Here is a 25101-nt window from a genome sequence, read left to right as displayed (position 1 = left end):
TACGTCTGAAGACTTCGAACCTAAACTTCAATGGTTAAGAGTACAGATCGAAGGACTTCAGCGCCAATGACTTTCGTGTCATGCTGTTGACCATGGCGGAGACCCCCGATGCGGACGACCTGCTGAGCCTCGAGGAGCAGATCGCGGCCTATCAGCGCGAGTTCCAGGACCTGGACCCCCAGGTGGAGCAGGTCGTCAGCGCGCTCAGCCGGCTCACCCGGCGCATGCATGTCGCATACGGGCGGCAGTCGGCCAGACTGGGGATCAGCAACTCCGAGTGGGAAGTCCTCAAGGCGCTCGTCCTGTCCGGCGCTCCCTACCGCCTGGGCCCCGGAGACCTGGCCAAGCGGCTGGGCCTCACTCCCGCCGCGATGACCCACCGCATCGACCGCATGGTGAACGAAGGTCTGGTCACCCGTGAGCGTGATGCCGACAACCGGGTCCGCGTCATCGTCGAGCTGACGCCCGACGGCCGGGAGAAGTGGATGGAGGCGATGCGCCAGGCCACGATCTTCGAGGCGGACCTGCTCCAGGACCTCTCCAGTGAGGAACGTGGAGCCCTCGGCGCGATGCTCACCCGCGTACTGCGCCGGGTGGAAGAGGCCCAGCCCGACGCCGAGGGGCGCCTGAGCAACCTCGACTGAGCCATTCGGCCCACCGTGTTGACACGGGTCGGGGCGATCCGTAATGTTCTCCGAGCTGCCACGGAGCCGTAACGGTTCTCTGGTCGGCACTCGAGCCGCACCGGCGGCAAACCACTTCTGTACGGCCCCTCATCGGGATGGATTTCGGCATGCCGGAATTTCGGATCGGGAAGCTCGATTATGAGCTTCCGGGGGAATCCGCTAAAGTAGTGGACACGCCGGAAGGCGCGAAAGACCCCGCTCCAGCAGGGGGCCGGAAACGGAATTCGGACCGGAAACGGAACGGAAAACGGATCTGGTAAGGTTGGAAACACCGAAGGGAAGCGCCCGGAGAAACCGGTGAAACGGTTTCGAAGGAAGCGTCCGTTCCTTGAGAACTCAACAGCGTGCCAAAAGTCAACGCCAGATATGTTGATACCCCGTCCATCTCGGACGAGGTTCCTTTGGAAAATACACAGCGAGGACGCTGTGAGCGGACTGGATTATTCCTCTGGTCTGCTCCGCTCTCGTGACTGTGTTGCCGGGATATCCCGGAAGCATTCACGGAGAGTTTGATCCTGGCTCAGGACGAACGCTGGCGGCGTGCTTAACACATGCAAGTCGAACGATGAACCGGTTTCGGCCGGGGATTAGTGGCGAACGGGTGAGTAACACGTGGGCAATCTGCCCTGCACTCTGGGACAAGCCCTGGAAACGGGGTCTAATACCGGATATGACACGCTCCCGCATGGGATGTGTGTGGAAAGCTCCGGCGGTGCAGGATGAGCCCGCGGCCTATCAGCTTGTTGGTGGGGTGATGGCCTACCAAGGCGACGACGGGTAGCCGGCCTGAGAGGGCGACCGGCCACACTGGGACTGAGACACGGCCCAGACTCCTACGGGAGGCAGCAGTGGGGAATATTGCACAATGGGCGAAAGCCTGATGCAGCGACGCCGCGTGAGGGATGACGGCCTTCGGGTTGTAAACCTCTTTCAGCAGGGAAGAAGCGAGAGTGACGGTACCTGCAGAAGAAGCGCCGGCTAACTACGTGCCAGCAGCCGCGGTAATACGTAGGGCGCAAGCGTTGTCCGGAATTATTGGGCGTAAAGAGCTCGTAGGCGGCTTGTCGCGTCGGATGTGAAAGCCCGGGGCTTAACTCCGGGTCTGCATTCGATACGGGCAGGCTAGAGTTCGGTAGGGGAGATCGGAATTCCTGGTGTAGCGGTGAAATGCGCAGATATCAGGAGGAACACCGGTGGCGAAGGCGGATCTCTGGGCCGATACTGACGCTGAGGAGCGAAAGCGTGGGGAGCGAACAGGATTAGATACCCTGGTAGTCCACGCCGTAAACGTTGGGAACTAGGTGTGGGCGACATTCCACGTCGTCCGCGCCGCAGCTAACGCATTAAGTTCCCCGCCTGGGGAGTACGGCCGCAAGGCTAAAACTCAAAGGAATTGACGGGGGCCCGCACAAGCGGCGGAGCATGTGGCTTAATTCGACGCAACGCGAAGAACCTTACCAAGGCTTGACATACACCGGAAACATCCAGAGATGGGTGCCCCCTTGTGGTCGGTGTACAGGTGGTGCATGGCTGTCGTCAGCTCGTGTCGTGAGATGTTGGGTTAAGTCCCGCAACGAGCGCAACCCTTGTTCTGTGTTGCCAGCATGCCTTTCGGGGTGATGGGGACTCACAGGAGACTGCCGGGGTCAACTCGGAGGAAGGTGGGGACGACGTCAAGTCATCATGCCCCTTATGTCTTGGGCTGCACACGTGCTACAATGGCCGGTACAATGAGCTGCGAAGCCGTGAGGTGGAGCGAATCTCAAAAAGCCGGTCTCAGTTCGGATTGGGGTCTGCAACTCGACCCCATGAAGTCGGAGTCGCTAGTAATCGCAGATCAGCATTGCTGCGGTGAATACGTTCCCGGGCCTTGTACACACCGCCCGTCACGTCACGAAAGTCGGTAACACCCGAAGCCGGTGGCCCAACCCTTGTGGGGGGAGCCGTCGAAGGTGGGACTGGCGATTGGGACGAAGTCGTAACAAGGTAGCCGTACCGGAAGGTGCGGCTGGATCACCTCCTTTCTAAGGAGCGCATAGCCGACTGCGAGCAAGTGTCTCGCACGGTTTGCTCATGGGTGGAACGTTGACTATTCGGCATCGTCTGGATGCTCTTCTCTGTCAGTACTGCTTCGGCGTGGAACACAGAGTGAGCGGAGAGAGGGTGTTGGGCACGCTGTTGGGTGTCTGAGGGCACGGGCTGGAAACACGCTCGTCCTTCGGCCGGTCCCGGTGAACCATGCGGTGAGTGTGGGTGACGGGGTACGGGTCGTTGTTTGAGAACTGCACAGTGGACGCGAGCATCTGTGGCCAAGTTTTTAAGGGCGCACGGTGGATGCCTTGGCACCAGGAACCGATGAAGGACGTGGGAGGCCGCGATAGGCCCCGGGGAGCTGTCAACCGAGCTTTGATCCGGGGGTGTCCGAATGGGGAAACCCGGCAGTCGTCATGGGCTGTCACCCATACCTGAACACATAGGGTATGTGGAGGGAACGCGGGGAAGTGAAACATCTCAGTACCCGCAGGAAGAGAAAACAACCGTGATTCCGGGAGTAGTGGCGAGCGAAACTGGATGAGGCTAAACCGTATGTGTGTGATACCCGGCAGGGGTTGCGCATGCGGGGTTGTGGGAGTGCTCTTGATCGGTCTGCCGGCTGGTCGGTGAGTCAGAAATTGTTGATGTAGGCGAAGGGCATGCGAAAGGCCCGGCGTAGAGGGTAAGACCCCCGTAGCTGAAATGTCAGCAACTTGCTTGAGTATTTCCCAAGTAGCACGGGGCCCGAGAAATCCCGTGTGAATCTGGCGGGACCACCCGCTAAGCCTAAATATTCCCTGGTGACCGATAGCGGATAGTACCGTGAGGGAATGGTGAAAAGTACCGCGGGAGCGGAGTGAAATAGTACCTGAAACCGTGTGCCTACAAGCCGTGGGAGCGTCGCGCAGGGATTCGTCTCTGCGTCGTGACTGCGTGCCTTTTGAAGAATGAGCCTGCGAGTTTGCGGTGTGTTGCGAGGTTAACCCGTGTGGGGAAGCCGTAGCGAAAGCGAGTCCGAATAGGGCGTTAGAGTAGCGCGCTCAAGACCCGAAGCGGAGTGATCTAGCCATGGGCAGGTTGAAGCGGAGGTAAGACTTCGTGGAGGACCGAACCCACCAGGGTTGAAAACCTGGGGGATGACCTGTGGTTAGGGGTGAAAGGCCAATCAAACTCCGTGATAGCTGGTTCTCCCCGAAATGCATTTAGGTGCAGCGTCGTGTGTTTCTTGCCGGAGGTAGAGCACTGGATAGGCGATGGGCCCTACCGGGTTACTGACCTTAGCCAAACTCCGAATGCCGGTAAGTGAGAGCGCGGCAGTGAGACTGTGGGGGATAAGCTCCATGGTCGAGAGGGAAACAGCCCAGAGCATCGACTAAGGCCCCTAAGCGTACGCTAAGTGGGAAAGGATGTGGAGTCGCAGAGACAACCAGGAGGTTGGCTTAGAAGCAGCCATCCTTGAAAGAGTGCGTAATAGCTCACTGGTCAAGTGATTCCGCGCCGACAATGTAGCGGGGCTCAAGCGTACCGCCGAAGTCGTGTCATTGCAGCATGTGGTCCAACGACCGTTGTGATGGGTAGGGGAGCGTCGTGTGCCGGGTGAAGCAGCCGTGTAAGCGAGTTGTGGATGGTTCACGAGTGAGAATGCAGGCATGAGTAGCGATACACACGTGGGAAACGTGTGCGCCGATTGACTAAGGGTTCCTGGGTCAAGCTGATCTGCCCAGGGTAAGTCGGGACCTAAGGCGAGGCCGACAGGCGTAGTCGATGGACAACCGGTTGATATTCCGGTACCCGCTTTGAAGCGCCAACGTCGAACCAGGCGATGCTAAGTCCGTGAAGCCGCCCTGATCTCTTCGGAGTTGAGGGGAGTGGTGGAGCCGACGGTCCAGACCTGTAGTAGGTGAGTGATGGGGTGACGCAGGAAGGTAGTCCAGCCCGGGCGGTGGTTGTCCCGGGGTAAGGGTGTAGCCCGAGGAGTAGGTAAATCCGTTCCTCATTCAAGGGTGAGACCTGATGCCGAGCCGATTGTGGTGAAGTGGATGATCCTATGCTGTCGAGAAAAGCCTCTAGCGAGTTTCATGGCGGCCCGTACCCTAAACCGACTCAGGTGGTCAGGTAGAGAATACCGAGGCGTTCGGGTGAACTATGGTTAAGGAACTCGGCAAAATGCCCCCGTAACTTCGGGAGAAGGGGGGCCATTGCTGGTGATGGGATTTTCTCCTTGAGCTGGTGGTGGCCGCAGAGACCAGCGAGAAGCGACTGTTTACTAAAAACACAGGTCCGTGCGAAGCCGTAAGGCGATGTATACGGACTGACGCCTGCCCGGTGCTGGAACGTTAAGGGGACCGGTTAGTCACATTTCGGTGTGGCGAAGCTGAGAACTTAAGCGCCAGTAAACGGCGGTGGTAACTATAACCATCCTAAGGTAGCGAAATTCCTTGTCGGGTAAGTTCCGACCTGCACGAATGGCGTAACGACTTCTCGACTGTCTCAACCATAGGCCCGGTGAAATTGCACTACGAGTAAAGATGCTCGTTTCGCGCAGCAGGACGGAAAGACCCCGGGACCTTTACTATAGCTTGATATTGGTGTTCGGTTCGGCTTGTGTAGGATAGGTGGGAGACTGTGAAGCATTAACGCCAGTTAGTGTGGAGTCATTGTTGAAATACCACTCTGGTCGTGCTGGATGTCTAACCTGGGTCCGTGATCCGGATCAGGGACAGTGTCTGGTGGGTAGTTTAACTGGGGCGGTTGCCTCCTAAAGGGTAACGGAGGCGCCCAAAGGTTCCCTCAGCCTGGTTGGCAATCAGGTGTTGAGTGTAAGTGCACAAGGGAGCTTGACTGTGAGACCGACGGGTCGAGCAGGGACGAAAGTCGGGACTAGTGATCCGGCGGTGGCTTGTGGAAGCGCCGTCGCTCAACGGATAAAAGGTACCCCGGGGATAACAGGCTGATCTTCCCCAAGAGTCCATATCGACGGGATGGTTTGGCACCTCGATGTCGGCTCGTCGCATCCTGGGGCTGGAGTCGGTCCCAAGGGTTGGGCTGTTCGCCCATTAAAGCGGTACGCGAGCTGGGTTTAGAACGTCGTGAGACAGTTCGGTCCCTATCCGCTGTGCGCGTAGGAGTCTTGAGAAGGGCTGTCCCTAGTACGAGAGGACCGGGACGGACGAACCTCTGGTGTGCCAGTTGTTCTGCCAAGGGCATGGCTGGTTGGCTACGTTCGGGAGGGATAACCGCTGAAAGCATCTAAGCGGGAAGCCTGCTTCGAGATGAGGACTCCCACCCACTTGATGGGTTAAGGCTCCCAGTAGACGACTGGGTTGATAGGCCAGATATGGAAGCCGGGTAACTGGTGGAGTTGACTGGTACTAATAGGCCGAGGGCTTGTCCTCAGGTGCTCGCGTCCACTGTGTTGGTTCTGAAGCAACGAACCGTATTTGAACCCCCCTCTTGGGGTGTGGTTCCGGTTCAGGTTTCATAGTGTTTCGGTGGTCATAGCGTTAGGGAAACGCCCGGTTACATTTCGAACCCGGAAGCTAAGCCTTTCAGCGCCGATGGTACTGCAGGGGGGACCCTGTGGGAGAGTAGGACACCGCCGAACAATTTTTAGCCTCGGTCCCGAGCATTTAGTGCTCGGGACCGAGGCTTTTTTGCGTTCGCCTCGTTATTCGCCGCGCGCCGCGATATCCGTCCCCACGTGTGCACGAGCACGGAAGACGGCTGACCGGGAGCCTCTGCGGGGACCGTCCGTGTCCAGCCGGCCCGGCTGACTACTGGCAGACCAGGGAGCGGTGGGGCCAGCGGGCTCGGGCTTGTTCCTGGGAGCGCATCAGAGCCAGTGTGGGCAGGCCCTGGGCCGTGCCCTGGGTGAGGAGATCGGGAAGCGCCGGGAGCGGGGCTACGGCGGCGACGTCGTCCAGGACGAGGGTCAGTGGTGGGTCGAGCCGACCGGAGGATGACCGTTCGGCCATGCGCCGGCCGTGCTCGACCACGTCTGAGGCGAGTGCGGTCAAGAGGGGCATCGCACCCGGATGGGTTCGGGGGTCCTCGATGGACTCACCCATCAGATACAGCGTTCCCCCTTCGGCGACGAATGACTCCAGTGCGAGCGTGTCGGCGCGTCCCGGATTGCAGGCGTCCCGGATGTGGATCGAGGACAGCGCGCCGAGGGCACGGGCGGTCAGCTCCTGGGCCATATCGCGGCGTTCACGGTGTGCCGTGAGCGTGGCCTCCAGCTCGCCTGCCGCGCCGCCCGCCGCCTTGGGATGCGTACGGAGGATCTTCACCGGCTCGTGGGCCGAACTGCCCTGCGCCCAGCGGTGCACATGGCGGAACGGCCGGCCGTCCACGGCGGCGGCGTGCAGCCAGCAGCGGAGCATCGTCTCCGCGGCTTCCGCCATGGGCCGGTCCATGGCGTGCATGGGCCTTACCGGGGCGAGGAGGGCGGTGGCGCGGGCCGCCGCGATATCGCGGGAGCCGCAGTCCGACGCCGGGTTCCAGCGCAGCCGGGCGGGGGTGTCGAGCAGATGGGACGGATCGAAGACGTGGGTGGGGCCGAGCTTGGCGCGGGCGTCCTTGGTCGTGGACCAGAGCTCGGGATCGCTGGTGACGACGAGGACGGGGCCGACGGCCTCCAGGACCGTGCGGGCCGCGGACTCGCCGCGCTGGGCACCGAAGAGAACACGGGACTGGGCCAACTCGCCGTCGGAAAGGCCAGCCGCCGTCAGCGGGTCGGTGCGGGGGGTGGGGAGCGGCTGAGCGGACACCGGGTCGGGGCCGAGCGGGGCGTACAGGCCGTCGTGGGCGGGCAGTGTGGTCGCGTCCTCCGTGGGGGCGCCCTGCGCGCGGGCCCGCTGCTCGGCGATCTGGGGATGCGGCTGGTGGCCCGTCCCGGTGGCCGCCTCAGCGGCGACGGACTCGTGGGCGTGACCCGCGGCGGGCGCGACGAGGCCGTTGCCGGGCACCGCCTCGGCCGGGGCCGGTGCGGGGGGCCCGACGGGGGAGCCTGGAGCGGCGCTCTCGGGCAAGGAGGCCGAGGAGCCCTCAGAGGGGCCGGCGGCGGGGCCGGAGGCGGCTCCTGGGGCCGCTGGGCCGCTTCCAGGGACTGGTGCGGGCGGGGGTGGCGTCTCGGTGCCGGGAGTCGGCTCCGGCCTCGTACCGTTGCCGGTTCCGAAGCCCTCCTTGGTGGCGCCCGCGCCCGTAAGGCCGAGTCGTTTCGCCTCCGCCGCCTCCGCGCGGTCGATGCGGCGCTGGGTGCGGACCGTCCGGTAGCGGGCCAGCGTGCCGATCACGAAGATCGTCAGCACGATCAGCACCATCAGCTCACTGATGAAGACGCCCCAGAACAGCCCGTACCCCGAAAGCTGGTCCTGCGGGGTGCTGGGCCATGCCGCCGCCAGGTCCTGGGGCTCCTGCACCAGATGGCGCAGTGCCACCGGTGTCCGCATGAAGGTCAGGTTGTCCGGCCAGGCGCCGCGGGCGAAGAGCCCGGCCAGGCCGGTCGCCGACCACATCAGGCCGAGCGTGCCCAGCAGGAGGCCGATGGCGCCGATCAGCAGGCCGTCCGGAATGCCGCCTTGCGCGGACGGAGGTCTTCCGTGCTCCGCGGGCCCGCCGTGGTTCTGTCCCGCTGCCATCTCACGCCACCGTGGATCCGTACGACGGCCCGCCGTAGGTTTCCGCCTCGATCGCCGCGGCGGCTCGCTCCTCGGCTTCCGCCTCGGCCGCCATCTGCACGGCCAGTCCGTCCTCCGTCATCGCCCGGTCGGTGTAGACCAGGGGCCGCTCGGCCTCGGTGATCAGGTGTTTGACGACCTGTACGTTGCCGTTGACGTCCCAGACCGCGATTCCGGGGGAGAGCGTCGGGATGATCTCGACGGCCCAGCGGGGCAGGCCGAGGACGCGGCCGGTGGCCCGTGCCTCGTCCGCCTTCTGGGCGTAGATCGTCCGTGTGGAGGCCATCTTGAGGATGGCCGCGGCTTCCCGGGCCGCCGCTCCGTCGACCACGTCGGAGAGATGGTGGACGACGGCGACGAAGGACAGGCCGAGCCGTCGCCCGAACTTCAGCAGCCGCTGGAAGAGCTGGGCGACGAAGGGGGAGTTGATGATGTGCCACGCCTCCTCGACCAGGAAGATGCGCTTCTTACGGTCGGGACGGATCCAGGTGTGCTCCAGCCAGACGCCCACGATGGCCATCAGGATCGGCATCGCGATCGAGTTGCGATCGATATGGGACAGGTCGAAGACGATCAGGGGTGAGTCCAGATCGATTCCGGCCGTGGTGGGGCCGTCGAACATCCCGCGCAGATCGCCGTCGACCAGCCGGTCCAGCACCAGGGCGACATCGAGGCCCCAGGCCCGTACATCGTCTATATCGACGTTCATCGCCGCCGCCGAATCCGCCTCGGGGTGGCGCAACTGCTCCACGATGTCGGTCAGCACCGGCTGGCGGTCGACGATCGTCTCGTTGACGTAGGCGTGCGCGACCTTCAGGGCGAACCCGGAGCGCTCGTCGAGCCCGTGCCCCATCGCGACCTCGATGATCGTACGGAGCAGGGCGAGCTGACCGGTCGTGGTGATCGCCGGGTCCAGGGGGTTCAGGCGGATACCGCCGTCCAGGGCCGCCATGGGGTCGAGCCGGATAGGCGTTATCCCCAGCTCCTGGGCGATGAGATTCCATTCGCCGACCCCGTCCTCGCCCTGGGCGTCCAGCACCACCACCTGGCGGTCGCGGAACCGAAGCTGACGCAGGACGTAGGTCTTCTCCAGGGCCGACTTTCCGTTTCCGGACTCGCCGAGCACCAGCCAGTGAGGGGCCGGCAACTGCTGGCCGTAGAGCTGGAAGGGGTCGTAGATATAGCCCTTGCCGGAGTAGACCTCGCGGCCGATGATCACGCCGGAGTCGCCGAGGCCGGGGGCCGCGGTGGGCAGATAGACGGCCTGCGCCTGGCCGGTGGAGGTGCGCACGGGCAGCCGCGTCGTCTCCACCTTTCCGAACAGAAAGCTGGTGAACGCATCGGTGACGGCGCTCATCGGATCGGCCACTGCGGAGCCCCTATCGTCCCAGTCGTCCCAGTCGTCTCTATCGGCGGATGCCGGTCGCGAACGGCAACGTGTTCACAAAGGCCCGGTGGTGCTCGCGGTCGCACCACTCCAGCTTGAGATAGCTCTTCCCCGCCGAGGCCCGGATGGTCCGCTTGTCGCGCGCGAGGGCCTCCGGGGACCGGGAGGACACGGTGATGTAGCCGACCAGGTTGACGCCCGCGGCGCCGCTGGCGAGATCCTCGCCGCGCTGGTCGAGCCGGCCGTGGGCGGCGATGTCGCGCGGGTCGACGGTGCGGTTCATCTTCGCGGCGCGGCTGGCCTCGGCCTCGTCGTTGGTCTTCTCGGTGAGCATCCGCTCGATGGCGACCTCGGTGGGCTCGAGGTCCATACAGACGGCGACCGTACGGATGACATCGGGGGTGTGGACGAGCAGCGGGGCCAGGAAGTTGACCCCGACGGGCGTCATGGGCCACTCCTTGACCCAGGCCGTGGAGTGGCACCAGGGCTCGCGGGTGCTCGACTCCCGCGTCTTGGCCTGGAGGTAGGTGGGCTCCATGGCGTCCAGCTCGGCGGGCCAGGCGTTCCGCTTGGTCATCGCCTGGATGTGGTCGATGGGGTGGTCCGGGTCGTACATGGAGTGGATGAGCGACGCCAGCCGCCCCTGCCCCAGGGGCTGCCGCACCCGGATGTCGGCCTCGGCGAGCCGGGCACAGATGTCGGTCAGCTCACGGGCCATCACCACGGCGAGGCCCGCGTCCCTGTCGAGCCGGCGGCCGCCGCCGCTGTGGCGGGTGGCGCGCGCGATGGCCTGGGCCTCGGCGGCGAGGTCGCGGGTGTAGTGCATACAGGCGACGAGATAGGCGCGGTGCTGCTCGGAGGAGGTGGAGACCATGGACTGCAACTGGTCGTAGGAGTCCTTGAGCCAGTTGGGGGCCTGGTGGTCGCCGCGCCGCTCGACGTCCTTGGCGTGCGCGTCGGGGTCGGCGGGGAGGGTGCGGGCCAGGATCTGGAGACGGGTCACGAAACCGTCGCCGTTGGCCACATGCTTGAGCAGGGTGCCGAACCGGTCCACGAGGGCTTCCTGGTCCTCGCTGTCGCGCAGTCCGACGCCGGGGCCCTCGATCTCGATGGCGGCGGTGACGGTGCGGCGGTCGGCGTGCAGGAGCACGGCGATCTCGTCGGGGCCGAAGGGGGCGGCCAGCCAGTTGATCCGGCCGATGCCGGGGGGCGGGCCGACCTCGATCTCCCGGCCGTCGAGGCGGGTGCCGGCCTCCGCGGCGCCGGAGCGGTAGGCGGTGGTGCCCTTGCGGACGCTGCGCTTGTAGGAGCGGTTGATCTCGAACCACCGGTAGAACGTCCGCCCGTTGTACGGGACGTACACGGCGGCGAGGGCGAGGGTGGGGAAGCCGACCAGGGCGACGATGCGGAACATCAGCACCTGCACCAGCAGGCCGCACATCATTCCGATGAAGGCGCCCCCGATGATCAGTGCGATCTCGCCGGTCTCGCGGTTCTTGCCGACGACCGCGTTCGGGCGGGGGCGCCCGATCAGATATGTGCGACGGGGCGCGATGGGGTGCGACTGGGCGTCGATCGTCACCGCCGGTCACCTCCCGAGTTGTTGCCGGAGCCGCGGTTCGTGGCGGAGCCGCCGCGGGAGCCTCCGGTGTGGCCGGTGCGGCTGGCGGGTGCGGAGCCGCCGCCCCCGCCGCCCGAGGCTCCGCCTCCGCCGCTGGTGCGGGTGCTGTGGGCCGCCACGCCGCCGGAGACGGGGTTGGCGGGCCTGGCCTGCCCCGCGCCGCCGCCCCCGCCGGTTTCGCCTCCGCCGCGGGCGCTGTGGGCGTTGATGCCCTGCTTCACCAGGGCGGCGGGCGAAGTGATGACGGCGGCGGCCTGGCGGGACGCGGGGTCGGAGCTGGCGCTGCGGGCCTTGACGATCTCATCGCCGAAGCCGGGCACGAAGCGGTAGATCATCGCGCTGGCGAAGATGGCGAGGATGATGATGGACAGGCCGGAGACGACGGCCGAGAAGGCGTCGGGCTTGTCACCGGAGGTGGAGAGCGCGCCGGCGAGGGCCAGCACGATCATGATCACTGGCTTGACGAGGATCACGGCGATCATGATCCCCGCCCAGCGGCGCACATGGCCCCACATGTTCTTGTCGACGAGGCCCGAGTAGACGGCGGTGCCGAGCAGCGCGCCCACGTAGAGGAGGGCGGCGCGGATGACGAGCTCGAGGCAGAGAACGCCGGCGGCGAGGATCGTCACGAGCGAGACGACGATGAGCATGATCGGGCCGCCGCCGATGTCCTCGTCCCGCTTGAGCGCCTGGGCGAAGGAGCCGAAGAAGGCGTCGTTGTCCGCACCGGTGCCGGAGGCGATGGCCTCGGTGACGGCATCGGTCGCGGTGACGACCGTATAGAGGATGAGGGGGGTGAAGGCGGAGGCCAGGACCGTCAGCCAGAGGAAGCCGATGGCTTCGGAGAGCGCCTCGCCGAGGGGGACGCCGCGGATGGCGCGCTTGGCGACGGCGAGGAGCCAGAGGATGAGGGTGAGGACGGTGGAGGCGGCGAAGACGACCGCGTACTGGCGGAGGAAAGCCTCGTTGGTGAAGTCGACGGTGGCCGTCTCCTTGACCAGCTTGGAGAGCTTGCCGACGAGCCAGGAGGCGGCGTCGGCGCAGCCGCGGGCGAGGGAGGCGGCGGGGTCCAGGGGGTTGGAGGGGTCGGGGGGGCCGCTGGAGCCGCCGCTGCCCGCCGCCCTTTTCGCAGTTCTCTCGGACCTGACCGAGGAGGAGCTCGCAGTCGTCCTGTTTGCTGCCCGACGGAGTGGGGGTCGGCGAGGGCGCCGCCGCGGCGCGGCTGGCCAGGAGGATGGCTGCCGTCTGCACGGAAGCCAGGGCTCCGGCGAGGGTGAGAGCGCGTCGGCGGGGGCTAGCGGGCATAGGTGAACCCTCCGTACTGCTCGACTGCCTTGGCGATCTCATCGGCCGTGGACGCGGTGCGGTCGCTGTTGACCGGTGCCGGACCGGCCTTCTGCGAGTAGCTCTCGGCCTTCCAGTCGTTGTTCACCCACCGCAGCTTGAGCGTCAGGGTGAACCAGTCGTTGGTGACCGGGTTCTTCGATCCCTCTCCGGCCGTGCCGAATACGCCGGTGCACCAGACCGCGACGGTCGCGCTGGTGTCCGAGACTTTGCCGACCTTCGTGCCCACGGGGGCGGTACGCGAGACGTAGGTCATGCCGTCGGGCGCCTTACCGTTCGCGTCCAGGCCGATTCTCTCCAGGGATGCCCCGGAGTACGCCTTGTCGAGCCTGGTCTGGAGCCGGTCGGCGGCGGCGCTGGTGAAGATCTGGGGGACGATCTCATGGCGTCGGTCGCGGTTGTACATATCGGCGGACCCCAGCGCCACCGCGTAGTTCGCCGCCGCGCTCTGGGCTCCCTGTTCCGACTTGGCGAAGCCCGAGGCGATGCCCGTGGTGTTGTTCTTGCCGTCGACCGGGCGCTCGCCCGTGGGGGCGGTGGGGCGGGCTTCGGTGCCGGTGCCGCCGGTGTCGTCGCTGCTGGAGTCGCCGTCCTTGCCGCCGCCGCGGTTGACGAAGGCGATGGCCGCGAGGAGGAGGACGACGACGCCGACCACGGTGATCAGGTTGCGGCTGGGCTTGCCGGCGCGGCCGGGGGCTCGGCGGGGCGGGCCGTAGGGGTCGCCGTCGCCCTCGGGCAGGCGGGTGCGCGTCAGGTGATCTCCAGGGGCCGCGCCGCGGCCGCGGCGCGCCTCATGGCCCTCGTAGTCACCGCCGTATCCGTCGTCGCCGCCGAGACTCATCCTGCGTACGCCCCTTCACCCGTGCCGAGCATGCCGAGCCTGCTGATCCCGCCGAGCCTGCCGATCGTGCCGGCCGCGTCATCCATGGTCCCTCTTCCGTCACCCGCATACGACGGTAACGGCGAGGACTGACGCTCGGGCGCGCTGGTGTGAGTGGACATCAAGCTGACACGTCCTCAGCGTGGTGAGCGGGAGCGGGCATCAGGGAGCAGCCTCGGGTACGGGGTGGGGGGCCGGTAGGGGGAATCGGGAGCGGGGCTTGCGGCCAGGGGTGTGCGCCCCGCGCAGGGGGGGCGGCTCGGGGGCGGGCGGGGGCGCGGCTAGATGGCCATGCCGTACACGATCGTGAAGAGAGTGCCCAGTGAACCGATGATGAACACACCGGTCAGGCCGGCGACGATCAGCCCCTTGCCCTGTTCCGCGCTGAAGGTGTCCCGCAGGGCCGTCGCGCCGATCCGCTGCTTGGCCGCGCCCCAGATGGCGATGCCGAAGCACAGCAGCAGTGCGACCGCCATCACGACCTCGATCATGACGCGGGCCTCGCTGCCCAGACTGCCGAACGGGCCCCAGTCTGGGGCGATTCCACCGATGATGGTGTTGATGTCGCCCTTTTCGGCCGCTAGGAACATGATGAACTCACCGCCCCTTGTGGGTTGTTGTGTCCCCCGCCGGCATGGCGTGGGTCAGCCTCTATCTTCGCTGATGAATCCGCTTCCGCATGTCGACTTGGCGGCATTTCTTGGCGGATCTCGTGCGTGTTGTAGGACACGGCCGTCTGGCGGACGTGTGAGGCGTGTCAACGGAGTGTCGTATGGTCACTCTGTGTATCACGCGGGTGGGCGTCGGGCAACGATCGGTGAGGACCGGCGGTGAGGGCCCTCAGTGAGGGCGAGCGGTGAGGCCCTCGGTGAGGACCGGTGGTGAGGGCCCTCGGCCAAGGCCGTCGGCGCGAGCCGGAGGGCCATCGGTGAACGGCCGTCAGCCGCTCACTTCCCCGCGGGCTCGTCGGCCTCCGCGAGGTCGGCGAAGTCGTCGAACTCGCCCGCCTTGACGCCCTTGATGAACGCCTCCCACTTGCTCCGGGTCGTGACGACCACGGTCTGCGGGTCGTTGCTCTCGCGCATCATGATCTGGTCGTCGGGGCCGACGGCCACCTCGAGGTAGGCGCGGCCCTCCTCGCTGTCGGCGGGTGCGGCCCGCTGCCAGTCGAGCTCTTGCCAGTCGCGCCGTGTCATCTGTGGTCCCCAGGGTCGTGGTGCTCGGACGGCTGGACTCTACGCGGTGCGCGGTTCCGCGAGAGGCGGCCTGGGCGGAGCGGTGAGGCGCGCGGGGCGGCTGGGCGGCGCGCAAGGGGGCGCGCGTCGGCGGCCGGCCGTATGGTTTCGGCTGGGGAGCGGCTGATTTTCGCCGTGCGGACGTAAACGCGTTCGCATCGCGGGCGGATGGGGGAGGATGGCCGGGTGCGTAAGGTCTGGCTGGGTGTCAGTGTCGGTATCGGAGTCTCCTTTTCCTTCGTCGCGCTGCTCGTCGTCGGCACCTATATGGTCGCGGCGGATCTCATCGGCGGTGCGGGCGGTAAAGCCGTCGGGCTGGCGAAGGGCTCCGTTCCCTCCTCGTACGAGCCGCTGATCCAGCGGTACGGGAACTCCTGCCCCGCCATCAATCCCGCGCTCCTCGCCGCGCAGCTCTACCAGGAGAGCGGCTGGAACGCGAAGGCGCAGAGCCCGGCCAACGCCAAGGGGATAGCGCAGTTCATCCCCGCCACCTGGGCCTCGCACGGGGTCGACGGCAATAAGGACGGCGTCAGGGACATCTGGGACCCGCAGGACGCGATCCCGTCGGCGGCCGCCTATGACTGCTCGCTCGCCAAGTACGTCAAGGACGTGCCGGGCAATCAGACGCACAACATGCTGGCCTCGTACAACGCGGGCGCCTATGCCGTGATCAAGTACGGCGGGGTGCCGCCTTACCGCGAGACCCAGAACTACGTGAAGACCATCACCACCCTCGCCAAGAGCTTCGAGGCGCCGATCCAGAAGGTCCAGCCCTCCCAGCAGTCGGCCGGGGCGATCTACTTCGCGCAGAAGCAGCTCGGCAAGCCCTATCTGTGGGGTGGGAACGGCACGCCGGAGGAGGGCGGGCGGTTCGACTGCTCGGGGCTGACGAAGGCGGCGTACAAGACGGTCGGGATCGATCTGCCGCGCGTCGCCAACGATCAGTGGAACGCCGGACCCCACCCCAAGCGGAGCGAGCTGCTCCCCGGGGACCTGGTCTTCTTCGCCTATGACCTCGACGACCCGAGATCCATCCACCATGTGGGGATGTATGTGGGCGGCGGCTACATGATCAACGCGCCCTACACCGGTGCGGTGATCCGTTTTGACAAGATCGACTCGCCGGACTACATCGGTGCTACACGGGTGACTCAAGATGGCGCGAAAGCGCTGCCGCGGGCGAACTCCGCGTAAGGATTCCCCCTGAGCTGCGACGATCGGTCACCCTTCGATAACGTCCCGGTGATCGTTGGGTGGAGTACGGAACCCCTGGCGAGAAGAGGGAGTTCCCTGGAAGTGGATCGGAGCGTGGATCAGCGTGGATCGACGGCGGACTCTCCGGCGCCGGTCGCGATGCCACGGACCGCAAGGCATTACGGGGGGTCGGCGGCTGCACGTAGTGACAGGCAAGAGATAAGGGGCTACGGCACATGGCTGGACTCGCACTGGACGGGTCGAACCCCGATGTCAGCCTTCTCTACGACATCAACGGGCTGGCGAAGGACGCCCCCCACTGGTTCGACCGCGTCATGGAGTTCGTCGGCGAGTACGGGATCATCATCGGGCTCGCCCTGGTGACCCTGGCCGCCTGGTGGAGCGCGCGGAAGCGGCCGCAGGAGGCGCCGTCGGCCGTCGCCGGGCTGGTGTGGGCCCCGCTGGCCGCCGGGCTGGCGCTGGTCGCCAATATCCCGATCCGCGGCTTCGTCGAGCGGCCGAGGCCCTTCAAGGACCATCAGGGGCTCGACGTCCTGGTGGCGGGCAAGACCGACTTCTCGTTCGTCAGCGACCACGCGACGCTGACCATGGCGGTTGCCGTCGGCGTCTTCATGGCCCACCGCGCCTACGGGGTGGCCGCGATAGGGCTCGCGCTGCTGGAAGGGTTCTGCCGCGTCTATATGGGGGTCCACTACCCGACCGATGTGATCGGCGGGTTCGCCCTGGGGACAGCGGTAACGCTGCTGCTGGCGCCGCTCGCGATGATGCTGCTGACACCCCTGACCACGGCGGTCGCGAGTTCGCGCGTCGGCCGGCTGATACGGGCCGAGCCCGCCGCCGACCGGGGCGCGGACGGGGCGTGTGCGGAACTCTCCGAGTCCCGCTCGGCCGGCGGCGACCACGAGAACAAGGATCTGGCGGCTTAGCGGCTCCCTTACGGATACGCCTGACGGCCTCCTTACGGATGCGACGAAGGCCCGGCGGCTGCCGGGCCTTCTGTCGTCCCAGGCTTCCCTCGTCGGCGAACGGCCTTACAGCGCCTGCGGGAAGTCGAAGAGCCGGTCCGGGTCGTAGCGCTTCTTCAGCCGGGTCAGCTTGTCGGCGGCCGAGCCGTAGTAGGCCGAGCGCCAGTCCTTCAGCGACGCGTCCGTGTAGTTCTGGTACGCCGCCCCGGAGGCGTACCGCCGCATCGCCGTATGGGCCCCGTCCAGCCAGGTGTTGCCCGCGCTGCCGGAGCCGCTCGCCGCCCAGGAGGCGGTGTACTGGGCGAGGAACCGCGAGCGGCGGTGGACGAAGGACGTGGCCGTGGGCGAGACCCGGTTGACCGCCCCGCCGAGCGCGGTCAGCGCGATGCTCACCGCGCCCCCGCCGCCGGTGCGCCGCCCGTAGCGCTCCACCTGGTCGAGCATGGCCCGTACGCCCGCCTGGCTCAGCGAGCGGTCGTAGAAGTCCGAGCGCGCCGCGTAGGTCTCGCGGTTGAGCACCCCGGAGGTGCTGTGGCCGGGCTTGTCGCCCGGCAGATGGCAGTTGGTCGTCGAGGTGTCGCCGCAGCCCGCGTACATCCGCATGGCGTCGACGTAGCCGCGGCGGCGCAGGCTGACCCGGGTGGCCGGGCCGGGGCCGCCCGGTCCGTCGGCGAGCCGGTCCACCGCGTTCTGGAGCGCGCCGTAGGTGCCGAGCGAGAAGCAACTGATGGAGACGGTGGGGGTGCTCCCGGGGGCGGCCGACAGATGCAGCGCCGACCAGATCTCGTCCGGCTGGTCCGGGCCCCACTTCTGCCAGGCGCTCAGCACCTTCGCGGCCTTGGACCATGGCCATGACATATAGCAAGTCACGCCGTCGGCCGCCTCATGCGTACGGAACCGCAGTTCGGTGACGACGCCGAAGTTGCCGTTGCCCGCGCCGCGCAGCGCCCAGAACAGATCGGCCTCGCGGTTCTTGGAGACCTCGAGGGTCTTACCGTCCGCGGTGACGATCGTGGCGCCCGTAAGGCTGTCGGCGGTCAGCCCGTACGCCCGGGAGACCACACCGTGGCCGCCGCCGAGGGTCAGCCCCGAGATGCCGACGGTCGGGCAGGAGCCGCCGGGGACGGTGACCCCGCGGGCGCCGAGTGAGGTGTAGACGTCGATGAGCTTGGCGCCGCCGCCGATCCGCGCCTCGCCGGAGGCCGTACGGATCGACGAGAGCGCGGAGACGTCGATGACGAGACGGCCGTCGCCGCTGGACCACCCGGCGTAGGAGTGGCCGCCGTTGCGGATGGCGACGGGGGCGCCATGGCGGCGGGCGAAGTCCAGACAGGCGGAGATGTCCGAGGTGTTCTCTATATAGGCGACGGCGGCGGGGCGCAGATGGTCGAAGCGGGTGTTGTAGAGCCGGCTGGCGGAGGTGTAGTCGGAGTCGCCGGGGCGCACCAGGTCGCCCTGGAGGTCCTTGCCGAGCGCGCTCCAGTCGGCGGACTTCGGCTTGCCGTCGAGGGCGCCGCGCCTGCCGCTCGCCGAGGCCGTACGGGCGTCCGGCGCCGAGGAGGAGGCGGAGTCGGCGGAGGTTGCCTCACCGCCGGCCTTTCCCGCGTCGTCGTCGCACGCGGTGGCCCAAGTGGCGGTGGCCGTCAGCCCCGTGCCCGCTGCCAGCAGTGTCCGCCGGTTCATGGCGGTGTCCCCTCCCTGTCGACGCTGTTCTCAACCGTCGACCGGGCCACCGCGAAGCCGGCCCGGTCCCTGGGTCAGAGGGAGGGACCGGGGGATGTGGTTCCGCTCGTTGCCGAAGTTTTGTCGGGGGACGGACAAGCCCCGCTAATCGGACGAGTCCGATGAATCGCTTGTGTCGGACGGGGAGTGACGGGCCGTCTCATGAGCCGCCGCGTCGTCGCGGGCGGTGGCTCTGGCGCGCCGGGCCGGACCGGACCAGCCGCAGGTGCAGCGGGCGATGGAGAAGGAGCCCCGCTCCATGGTGATGGTGCGGTCCTGGCCGGGGCCTATATCGCCTGAGTCGAGCACATGACCACGCTACCGGGCCGTGACGGGCGACCGGTGCTGATCGTTAAACGAACAAGTATCAAGCGTGGACGAGCGTGGCCAGGGGGTCGGCGGTCGATGGAGTTCCAGCAGCGCGGGCTCGGCGTACGGAGACGGGTGAGAGCGGTCGCCGGTGTCGTGTCGGGCGGCCTGCTGGCCATGTCGCTGGCGACCATCAGTGGCTGTACCACCGAGACCGCGGCCGATGAACGCCCCGGCGGTACGGCGCGGGAGAGCGCGGTCACGGTGCTGCACCGGGCCGCGGACGTGCTGGTCGGATCGGGCAGCTCACGGGTCCGCACCACCATGGAGACGGCGACGGGCGGCACCCGGGTGTCCATCCGCGGCAGCGGTGCGTACGACTTCGAGAAGCGGCTGGGCCGGCTGCGGCTGCTGCTGCCGAGGGACGCGATGGGGGCCGCCGAGCATGCGCCGATCACCGAACTCCTGGCCTCCGGAGCGCTTTTCATGCGCAACCGCGGGGCGGGCATTCCGCGCGATAAGTGGGTGCGGGTGGATACAACGGATATTCCCGACGGCAATCTCGTTACCGGAGGGGCCACGGATCCGCTGACCGCCGCCGAACTGCTGCGCGGGGTGCGGAAGGCCAGCCTGGTCGGCGAGGAGGGGCTCGACGGGGATCTGGTGCGCCACTATCGCGGCATCACCGACATCGGCCGGGCGGCCCGGGCCGCGTCGGAGGGCGCGCGGGGGTCGCTGGTGGCCGCGGCGAGGGGGTTCGACGAGAACACGGTGACCTTCGACGCGTATCTCGACGGCCTCGGCCGGCTGCGCGAGGTGCGGCACCGGTTCACGGTGAGCAGCCGGACCGACGGCCAGGAGGCGACGGCGGGCCCGGACGCCGCCGGGCGGCGCGGTGCGGTGGGCGTCGCCTCGACGACGGAGCTGTACGACTTCGGGGCGCCGGCCGTGGTCGAGCTCCCCAAGCCCACGGATATCTACACAGGGAAGGTCGGATCACCTCAGAAGTAGTCGGAGGGGCCCGCTTTGCCCTTCGAAATGGCCCATCCGTGCCATGCGCGGAGTGTGTACCGATCCCTACGCTGGGAAGCCGCTGCTCGAAAGTGCTCGCAGGTGCTCGCTGGAGGAGGTGAAACACGTGGTTGCGCGTCGCGGCTCGTCGGGCCCGGACCCCGTGGCCCTCGTCGAAATCGATCTCTATGGTGACTTGATGATCGCTGCGTCGAGCGCGGACGAGGACAGGCTCAGTACGGACCGTATCGACGAGGTGCTCCGGGTGCAGGCCGACCGATCAGATTCGGCCGAGGGAGCCAAGGGCGCCAAGGGTGCTAATGGCGCCAAGGGTGCCAAGGGTGCCAAGGGTGCCAAGCGGGCCAAGGGTGCCCATAGCGCCGATCGCGCCGAGGATGTCAGGGGTGCCGAGGAGTCGACGGGCGCCCCGGAGGCCGGGGGCCCGGACGCTCCGTAGCGGGGTCGCCGTCTCGCCGGCGGGTGCCCAGCGGCCCCGTCCGGCGAGCGGCCCGTCCGGCGAGGCGGGAGCGATATTCCGCACCCGGCGGTGGTCCTCTCTGTACCCGGCCGCTTCATACCCGGCCGCGGTCGCATCCGCGCCCGGGAAGGGCCGGGCCGGTGCTCAGGTCCGCAGCAGCCGGGCGATGGCCGCCGTGGCCTCGGCCACCTTGGCGTCGACCTCGCTCGTGCCCTCCGTCTCGCCCTGGGCGGCGCTCTCCACGGCCGCGCTGGCGACGCAGTGGCGCAGATGCTCCTCGAGCAGTTGGAGGGCGAAGGACTGGAGCGCCTTGGTGCCGGCCGAGACCTGGGTGAGTATGTCGATGCAATAGACGTCTTCCTCGACCATCCGTTGCAGTCCCCTGATCTGGCCCTCGATCCGGCGCAAACGCTTGAGGTGCTGATCCTTTTGTTTGGCGTATCCATGGCCACCGTGGGGTACGGACTCCTGGGCGGAAGTATGCCCGGACGTCTGGCCCCGCTCGTCGCCATCGGTGGGCGAGGTGGTGTCGGCTGCCGTGGTCGTCATGGCGTCCTCCCGTTGATTACGCAATGTCCGCATATACCCCCAGTGGGTATATGGTACCGGCTTTTCTGGTCGAACCGGGCCCCCGTGCTGAGCACTCTGCCCGATGGGCGACACTGGGATCGCCGGTTACCGTGGCCGGAAGATGCGCCTAGCATCGACGAGTCCCCATCCGCTGCTTCCGAGGATCCCCAGTGCGCTTTCGTCTGACCCCCAGGGAGACGAGCTTCTACGACATGTTCGCCGCGTCCGCGGACAACATCGTGACCGGCTCCAAGCTCCTGATGGAACTGCTCGGGGCGGACTCCTCCGCTCGTGCCGAGATCTCGGAGCGGATGAGGGCCGCGGAGCACGCGGGGGACGACGCCACACACGCGATCTTCCACCAGCTCAACTCCTCCTTCATCACGCCGTTCGACCGTGAGGACATCTACCGCCTGGCCTCGTCCCTCGACGACATCATGGACTTCATGGAGGAGGCCGTCGACCTGGTCGTCCTCTACCAGGTCGACGAGCTGCCCAAGGGGGTCGAGCAGCAGATCGAGGTGCTGGCGCGGGCGGCCGAGCTGACCGCCGAGGCGATGCCGAATCTGCGCACCATGACCAACCTCACCGAGTACTGGATCGAGGTCAACCGGTTGGAGAACCAGGCGGACCAGATCCACCGCCGACTGCTGGCCCACCTCTTCAACGGTAAGTACGACGCGATAGAGGTGCTCAAGCTCAAGCAGATCGTCGATGTGCTGGAGGAAGCGGCCGACGCCTTCGAGCATGTGGCCAACACGGTCGAGACCATCGCCGTCAAGGAGTCCTGAGCCCCGGCATGGACACCTTCGCGCTTGTCGTGACCATCGCGGTCGCGCTCTTCTTCACCTATACCAACGGCTTCCACGACTCGGCCAACGCCATCGCGACCTCGGTCTCCACCCGGGCGCTGACCCCCAGGGCGGCGCTCGCGATGGCCGCCGTGATGAACCTCGCCGGTGCCTTCCTGGGCAGCGGTGTCGCCAAGACCGTCAGTGAGGGCCTGATCGCCACCCCCACCGGCGGCCAAGGCATGATGATCTTGTTCGCCGGACTGGTCGGCGCGATCACCTGGAACATGGTGACCTGGTACTACGGTCTGCCGTCCTCCTCCTCGCACGCGCTGTTCGGCGGGCTGGTCGGCGCGGCGCTGGCGGGGGCGAGCACGGTCCACTGGGACGGGGTGCTGGAGAAGATCGTCATCCCGATGGTCCTCTCTCCCATCGTCGGCCTGGTGCTGGGCTACTTCGTGATGGTGATCATCCTCTGGCTGTTCCGTGACGCGAACCCGCACAAGGCCAAGCGCGGCTTCCGGATAGCGCAGACCGTCTCGGCGGCGGGCATGGCGCTCGGCCACGGCCTCCAGGACGCCCAGAAGACCATGGGTGTCGTGGTGATGGCCCTGGTCATCGGGGGTGTCGAGGACGAAGGCGACGCGATTCCGGTGTGGGTGAAGATCTCCTGCGCCGCGATGCTGTCGCTCGGCACCTACGCGGGCGGCTGGCGCATCATGCGCACGCTGGGACGGCGGATCATCGAGCTGGACCCGCCGCAGGGATTCGCGGCGGAGACCACGGCGGCCGGGGTCATGTACACGGCGTCGTTCATGTTCCAGGCGCCTATCTCGACCACCCATGTGATCACCTCGGCGATCATGGGTGTGGGGGCGACGAAGCGGGTGAGCGCGGTCCGCTGGGGGGTCGCGAAGAACATCATCCTCGGCTGGTTCATCACCATGCCGGCCGCGGCCGGAGTCGCCGCGCTCAGCTACTGGATCGTCAACCTGGCCTTCGGCTGACCGCCGCACGCCGCGGCTGACCGCGGCTGACCACGGTCGACTGCGGCCGGCCGCCGTACGCGGACACACGAAGCGGACATACGAAGCGGACGCACGAAGCGGACGCACGAAGCGGATACACAAAAGCGGGCCCGCCCCCGGGAGCCAGGGGCGGGCCCTTCGTCTTGCGGTGGCACCGCCATGCAGCACCGCAGGACGTTCTGTCCTCGCCCACAGTGCGGGCGAGGAGCCTGGTCAGCCGAAGCGGCCCGAGATGTAGTCCTCGGTCGCCTGCACCGACGGGTTGGAGAAGATCCGCTCGGTCTCGTCGATCTCGATGAGCTTGCCGGGCTGGCCGACGCCGGCCAGGTTGAAGAAGGCCGTACGGTCCGAGACGCGCGCCGCCTGCTGCATGTTGTGCGTCACGATGACGATCGTGAAGCGCTCCTTGAGCTCACCGATCAGGTCCTCGATGGCGAGCGTCGATATCGGGTCGAGCGCCGAGCAGGGCTCGTCCATCAGCAGCACATCGGGCTCGACCGCGATGGCGCGGGCGATGCACAGCCGCTGCTGCTGACCGCCGGAGAGCCCGGCGCCCGGCTTGTTCAGCCGGTCCTTGACCTCGTTCCAGAGGTTCGCGCCCTTGAGGGACTTCTCGACGACGGCCTCGAGCTCGCTCTTGCGGTACGAGCCGTTGAGCTTCAGCCCGGCGGCGACGTTCTCGAAGATGGACATCGTCGGGAACGGGTTGGGGCGCTGGAAGACCATGCCGACCGTGCGCCGCACGGAGACCGGGTCCACACCCGAGCCGTAGAGGTTCTCGTCGTCGAGCATCACCTTGCCCTCGACCCGGCCGCCGGGGGTGACCTCGTGCATCCGGTTGAGGGTGCGCAGGAAGGTCGACTTGCCGCAGCCCGAGGGGCCGATGAAGGCGGTCACCGAGCGGGGCTCGACCGTCATCGAGATGTCCTCGATGGCTTTGTGGGTGCCGTAGTAGGCGGTCAGCCCGCTGACGTCGATGCGCTTGGCCATGTGAATCACTTCTCTTCTTCTTGGCCTCAGCGGCCGGACTTCGGGGCCTTCCAGCGGGCGATGCCGCGGGCCACCAGGTTCAGGATCATGACGAAGGCGATGAGCACGAGCGCCGCGGCCCAGGCCCGGTTGAAGGAGGCATCGTTGCCGAGCTGCCACTGCTCGTAGATGTAGTACGGCAGCGACGACTGGGCGCCTTCGAACGGGTTGTTGTTGATCCCGGTGGCACCGAAGACCAGCAGCACGATGGGGGCGGACTCACCGGCGATACGGGCGACCGCGAGCATCACACCGGTGGTGATTCCGCCGATCGCGGTGGGCAGCACCACCTTGAGGATGGTGCGCCACTTGGGCACGCCGAGCGCGAGGGACGCCTCACGCAGCTCGTCCGGGACGAGCTTGAGCATTTCCTCGGTCGAGCGGACGACGATCGGCATCATCAGGATGGCCAGCGCCATGGCACCGGCGAAGCCCGAGTAGCTGAAGTCGAGAATGATGATCCAGAAGCTGAGGATGAACAGACCGGCGACGATCGAGGGGATACCCGTCATCACGTCGACGAAGAAGGTGACGGCCTTGGCGAGTTGACCGCGGCCGTACTCCACCAGGTAGATGGCGGTCAGCAGGCCGATCGGAACGGCGATGAGCGTGGCGAGGCCGACCTGCTCCAGGGTGCCGATGATCGCGTGGTACGCGCCACCGCCGGGCAGGATCGTCTGCACACCCTCCATGGAGTGGCCCAGGAAGTAGCCGTCGAGCACCGTCCGGCCCCGGTCGATGGTCTCCCAGAGCAGGGAGAGCAGCGGGATGACGGCGAGCAGGAAGCAGACCCAGACCAGGCTGGTGGCCAGCCGGTCCCTGGCCTGCCGGCCGCCTTCGACCACGGCGCCGAGGACGTACGAGGCGATGATGAACACCAGGGCGGCGAACAGGCCCCACTGGAACGGACTGCCCATCCCCAGGGCGGTGCCGATGCCCGCTCCCACCGCCGCCGAGCCGACGACCAGGGCGTACGGGGTCCACCGCGGCAGCCGGGCCTGCTTGAGGCTGGAAGCGCGGTGCGCGCCTTTATCAACGACAGTGCTCATGCCGTGCCCCTTACATTCGCTTCTCCGCCCGCGCGGCGCAGAGGTGCGGCCTTCGTCTTCTTCTGCGGC

At 66.9% G+C, this 25101-nt stretch carries 18 protein-coding genes, 3 rRNA genes and 1 pseudogene; 10 read left to right on the top strand and 12 right to left on the bottom strand.

The features are described from left to right. The first annotated feature begins 92 nt into the window (after positions 1–92). From ACK1X7_RS24390 to rrf, 4 genes are all read left to right on the top strand, one after another. Entirely contained in the window at positions 93–644 is a 552-nt protein-coding gene (locus ACK1X7_RS24390) for a MarR family winged helix-turn-helix transcriptional regulator (RefSeq protein WP_216347911.1), read from the top strand. Between the two features lie 539 nt (positions 645–1183). Beyond that, positions 1184–2710, top strand: a 16S ribosomal RNA gene (locus tag ACK1X7_RS24385). A gap of 283 nt (positions 2711–2993) precedes the next feature. Beyond that, positions 2994–6115, top strand: a 23S ribosomal RNA gene (locus ACK1X7_RS24380). Positions 6116–6207: 92 nt separating this feature from the next. After that, positions 6208–6324: ribosomal RNA gene (gene rrf / locus ACK1X7_RS24375) — 5S ribosomal RNA — on the top strand. Together the 16S, 23S and 5S rRNA genes form the textbook arrangement of a ribosomal RNA operon. A 169-nt stretch (positions 6325–6493) precedes the next feature. On the opposite strand, the gene ACK1X7_RS24370 is transcribed toward rrf, so the two are convergent. The 7 genes and pseudogenes from ACK1X7_RS24370 to ACK1X7_RS24340 all read right to left on the bottom strand — a co-directional run bounded on the left by ACK1X7_RS24370 (position 6494) and on the right by ACK1X7_RS24340 (position 14826). After that, positions 6494–8359: a hypothetical protein gene (locus ACK1X7_RS24370; protein WP_385151109.1), complete on the bottom strand. Its 1866-nt coding sequence runs from the start codon at positions 8357–8359 to the stop codon at positions 6494–6496. 1 nt (position 8360) lies between these two features. Then, positions 8361–9767 carry an ATP-binding protein gene (locus ACK1X7_RS24365; protein ID WP_216347769.1) on the bottom strand — a complete coding sequence of 469 codons (1407 nt, stop codon included), beginning with the start codon at positions 9765–9767 and terminating at the stop codon, positions 8361–8363. Positions 9768–9804: 37 nt separating this feature from the next. Continuing rightward, on the bottom strand, positions 9805–11361 hold the full coding sequence (locus ACK1X7_RS24360; RefSeq protein ID WP_390795059.1) for an SCO6880 family protein: 1557 nt from the start codon (positions 11359–11361) through the stop codon (positions 9805–9807). Between the two features lie 2 nt (positions 11362–11363). Further along, a pseudogene (locus ACK1X7_RS24355) lies at positions 11364–12711 on the bottom strand (hypothetical protein). Further along, complete coding sequence (locus ACK1X7_RS24350; protein ID WP_385151103.1) at positions 12701–13591, bottom strand: hypothetical protein; 891 nt, start codon at positions 13589–13591, stop codon at positions 12701–12703. The pseudogene ACK1X7_RS24355 and the gene ACK1X7_RS24350 overlap by 11 nt, the downstream one beginning before the upstream one ends. 320 nt (positions 13592–13911) lie before the next feature. Next, positions 13912–14220, bottom strand: coding sequence for a hypothetical protein (locus tag ACK1X7_RS24345; protein WP_009716148.1), 309 nt, complete (start codon positions 14218–14220; stop codon positions 13912–13914). 357 nt (positions 14221–14577) lie between these two features. Continuing rightward, positions 14578–14826 carry a DUF397 domain-containing protein gene (locus tag ACK1X7_RS24340; RefSeq protein WP_413115627.1) on the bottom strand — a complete coding sequence of 83 codons (249 nt, stop codon included), beginning with the start codon at positions 14824–14826 and terminating at the stop codon, positions 14578–14580. Between the two features lie 225 nt (positions 14827–15051). Between ACK1X7_RS24340 and ACK1X7_RS24335 the strand changes: the two genes are divergently transcribed. After that, complete coding sequence (locus ACK1X7_RS24335; RefSeq protein ID WP_361497791.1) at positions 15052–16059, top strand: bifunctional lytic transglycosylase/C40 family peptidase; 1008 nt, start codon at positions 15052–15054, stop codon at positions 16057–16059. Between the two features lie 236 nt (positions 16060–16295). Next, positions 16296–17006, top strand: coding sequence for a phosphatase PAP2 family protein (locus tag ACK1X7_RS24330; protein WP_385151096.1), 711 nt, complete (start codon positions 16296–16298; stop codon positions 17004–17006). 105 nt (positions 17007–17111) lie between these two features. On the opposite strand, the gene ACK1X7_RS24325 is transcribed toward ACK1X7_RS24330, so the two are convergent. Next, positions 17112–18728, bottom strand: a complete 1617-nt coding sequence (locus ACK1X7_RS24325; protein ID WP_390795054.1) for an FAD-binding oxidoreductase — start codon at positions 18726–18728, stop codon at positions 17112–17114. A 144-nt stretch (positions 18729–18872) separates the two neighbouring features. Then, positions 18873–19076 (bottom strand): hypothetical protein, encoded by a 204-nt coding sequence (locus tag ACK1X7_RS24320; protein ID WP_385151090.1) that lies wholly within the window; start codon positions 19074–19076, stop codon positions 18873–18875. A gap of 96 nt (positions 19077–19172) precedes the next feature. On the opposite strand from ACK1X7_RS24320, the gene ACK1X7_RS24315 reads away from it, so the two are divergent. Both ACK1X7_RS24315 and ACK1X7_RS24310 read left to right on the top strand, forming a co-directional pair. Next, on the top strand, positions 19173–20087 hold the full coding sequence (locus tag ACK1X7_RS24315) for a hypothetical protein (protein WP_398161358.1): 915 nt from the start codon (positions 19173–19175) through the stop codon (positions 20085–20087). 199 nt (positions 20088–20286) lie between these two features. Continuing rightward, the gene (locus ACK1X7_RS24310; protein WP_390795060.1) at positions 20287–20544 is read left to right on the top strand and encodes a hypothetical protein; all 258 of its coding nucleotides are present in this window, start codon (positions 20287–20289) and stop codon (positions 20542–20544) included. 165 nt (positions 20545–20709) lie between these two features. Here ACK1X7_RS24310 and ACK1X7_RS24305 read toward each other — a convergent pair whose 3' ends face one another. Then, complete coding sequence (locus tag ACK1X7_RS24305; RefSeq protein ID WP_385151084.1) at positions 20710–21114, bottom strand: metal-sensitive transcriptional regulator; 405 nt, start codon at positions 21112–21114, stop codon at positions 20710–20712. 191 nt (positions 21115–21305) lie between these two features. Here ACK1X7_RS24305 and ACK1X7_RS24300 point away from each other — a divergent pair, with 191 nt between their 5' ends. Both ACK1X7_RS24300 and ACK1X7_RS24295 read left to right on the top strand, forming a co-directional pair. After that, a complete protein-coding gene (locus ACK1X7_RS24300) occupies positions 21306–21926 on the top strand; it encodes a DUF47 domain-containing protein (RefSeq protein WP_161560501.1) in 621 nt (206 codons plus the stop codon). A gap of 8 nt (positions 21927–21934) precedes the next feature. Beyond that, positions 21935–22933: an inorganic phosphate transporter gene (locus ACK1X7_RS24295; RefSeq protein ID WP_216343078.1), complete on the top strand. Its 999-nt coding sequence runs from the start codon at positions 21935–21937 to the stop codon at positions 22931–22933. A 234-nt stretch (positions 22934–23167) separates the two neighbouring features. Here the strand turns inward: ACK1X7_RS24295 and pstB are convergent, their stop codons facing one another. Continuing rightward, a complete protein-coding gene (gene pstB, locus ACK1X7_RS24290; protein ID WP_093463590.1) occupies positions 23168–23944 on the bottom strand; it encodes a phosphate ABC transporter ATP-binding protein PstB in 777 nt (258 codons plus the stop codon). Between the two features lie 26 nt (positions 23945–23970). After that, a complete protein-coding gene (pstA, locus tag ACK1X7_RS24285) occupies positions 23971–25032 on the bottom strand; it encodes a phosphate ABC transporter permease PstA (protein ID WP_385151080.1) in 1062 nt (353 codons plus the stop codon). Positions 25033–25101 lie beyond the last annotated feature (69 nt).

Origin of the sequence: Streptomyces sp. CY-1 (genome assembly GCF_047218265.1) — a bacterium.
GTDB lineage: Bacteria > Actinomycetota > Actinomycetes > Streptomycetales > Streptomycetaceae > Streptomyces > Streptomyces niphimycinicus.
Note: the sequence above shows the minus strand (reverse complement) of the source record. Positions and strands in the feature narration are given on the sequence as shown.

What these genes read in the sequence shown, in the direction of transcription:
- ACK1X7_RS24390 (WP_216347911.1), top strand. Translation starts at nt 93, where the DNA reads ATGGCGGAGACCCCCGATGCGGACGACCTGCTGAGCCTCGAGGAGCAG.
- ACK1X7_RS24370 (WP_385151109.1), bottom strand. Translation starts at nt 8,359, where the DNA reads ATGGCAGCGGGACAGAACCACGGCGGGCCCGCGGAGCACGGAAGACCT.
- ACK1X7_RS24350 (WP_385151103.1), bottom strand. Translation starts at nt 13,591, where the DNA reads ATGAGTCTCGGCGGCGACGACGGATACGGCGGTGACTACGAGGGCCAT.
- ACK1X7_RS24345 (WP_009716148.1), bottom strand. Translation starts at nt 14,220, where the DNA reads ATGTTCCTAGCGGCCGAAAAGGGCGACATCAACACCATCATCGGTGGA.
- ACK1X7_RS24340 (WP_413115627.1), bottom strand. Translation starts at nt 14,826, where the DNA reads ATGACACGGCGCGACTGGCAAGAGCTCGACTGGCAGCGGGCCGCACCC.
- ACK1X7_RS24330 (WP_385151096.1), top strand. Translation starts at nt 16,296, where the DNA reads ATGGCTGGACTCGCACTGGACGGGTCGAACCCCGATGTCAGCCTTCTC.
- ACK1X7_RS24325 (WP_390795054.1), bottom strand. Translation starts at nt 18,728, where the DNA reads ATGAACCGGCGGACACTGCTGGCAGCGGGCACGGGGCTGACGGCCACC.
- ACK1X7_RS24315 (WP_398161358.1), top strand. Translation starts at nt 19,173, where the DNA reads ATGGAGTTCCAGCAGCGCGGGCTCGGCGTACGGAGACGGGTGAGAGCG.
- ACK1X7_RS24310 (WP_390795060.1), top strand. Translation starts at nt 20,287, where the DNA reads ATGATCGCTGCGTCGAGCGCGGACGAGGACAGGCTCAGTACGGACCGT.
- ACK1X7_RS24305 (WP_385151084.1), bottom strand. Translation starts at nt 21,114, where the DNA reads ATGACGACCACGGCAGCCGACACCACCTCGCCCACCGATGGCGACGAG.
- ACK1X7_RS24295 (WP_216343078.1), top strand. Translation starts at nt 21,935, where the DNA reads ATGGACACCTTCGCGCTTGTCGTGACCATCGCGGTCGCGCTCTTCTTC.
- pstB (WP_093463590.1), bottom strand. Translation starts at nt 23,944, where the DNA reads ATGGCCAAGCGCATCGACGTCAGCGGGCTGACCGCCTACTACGGCACC.
- pstA (WP_385151080.1), bottom strand. Translation starts at nt 25,032, where the DNA reads ATGAGCACTGTCGTTGATAAAGGCGCGCACCGCGCTTCCAGCCTCAAG.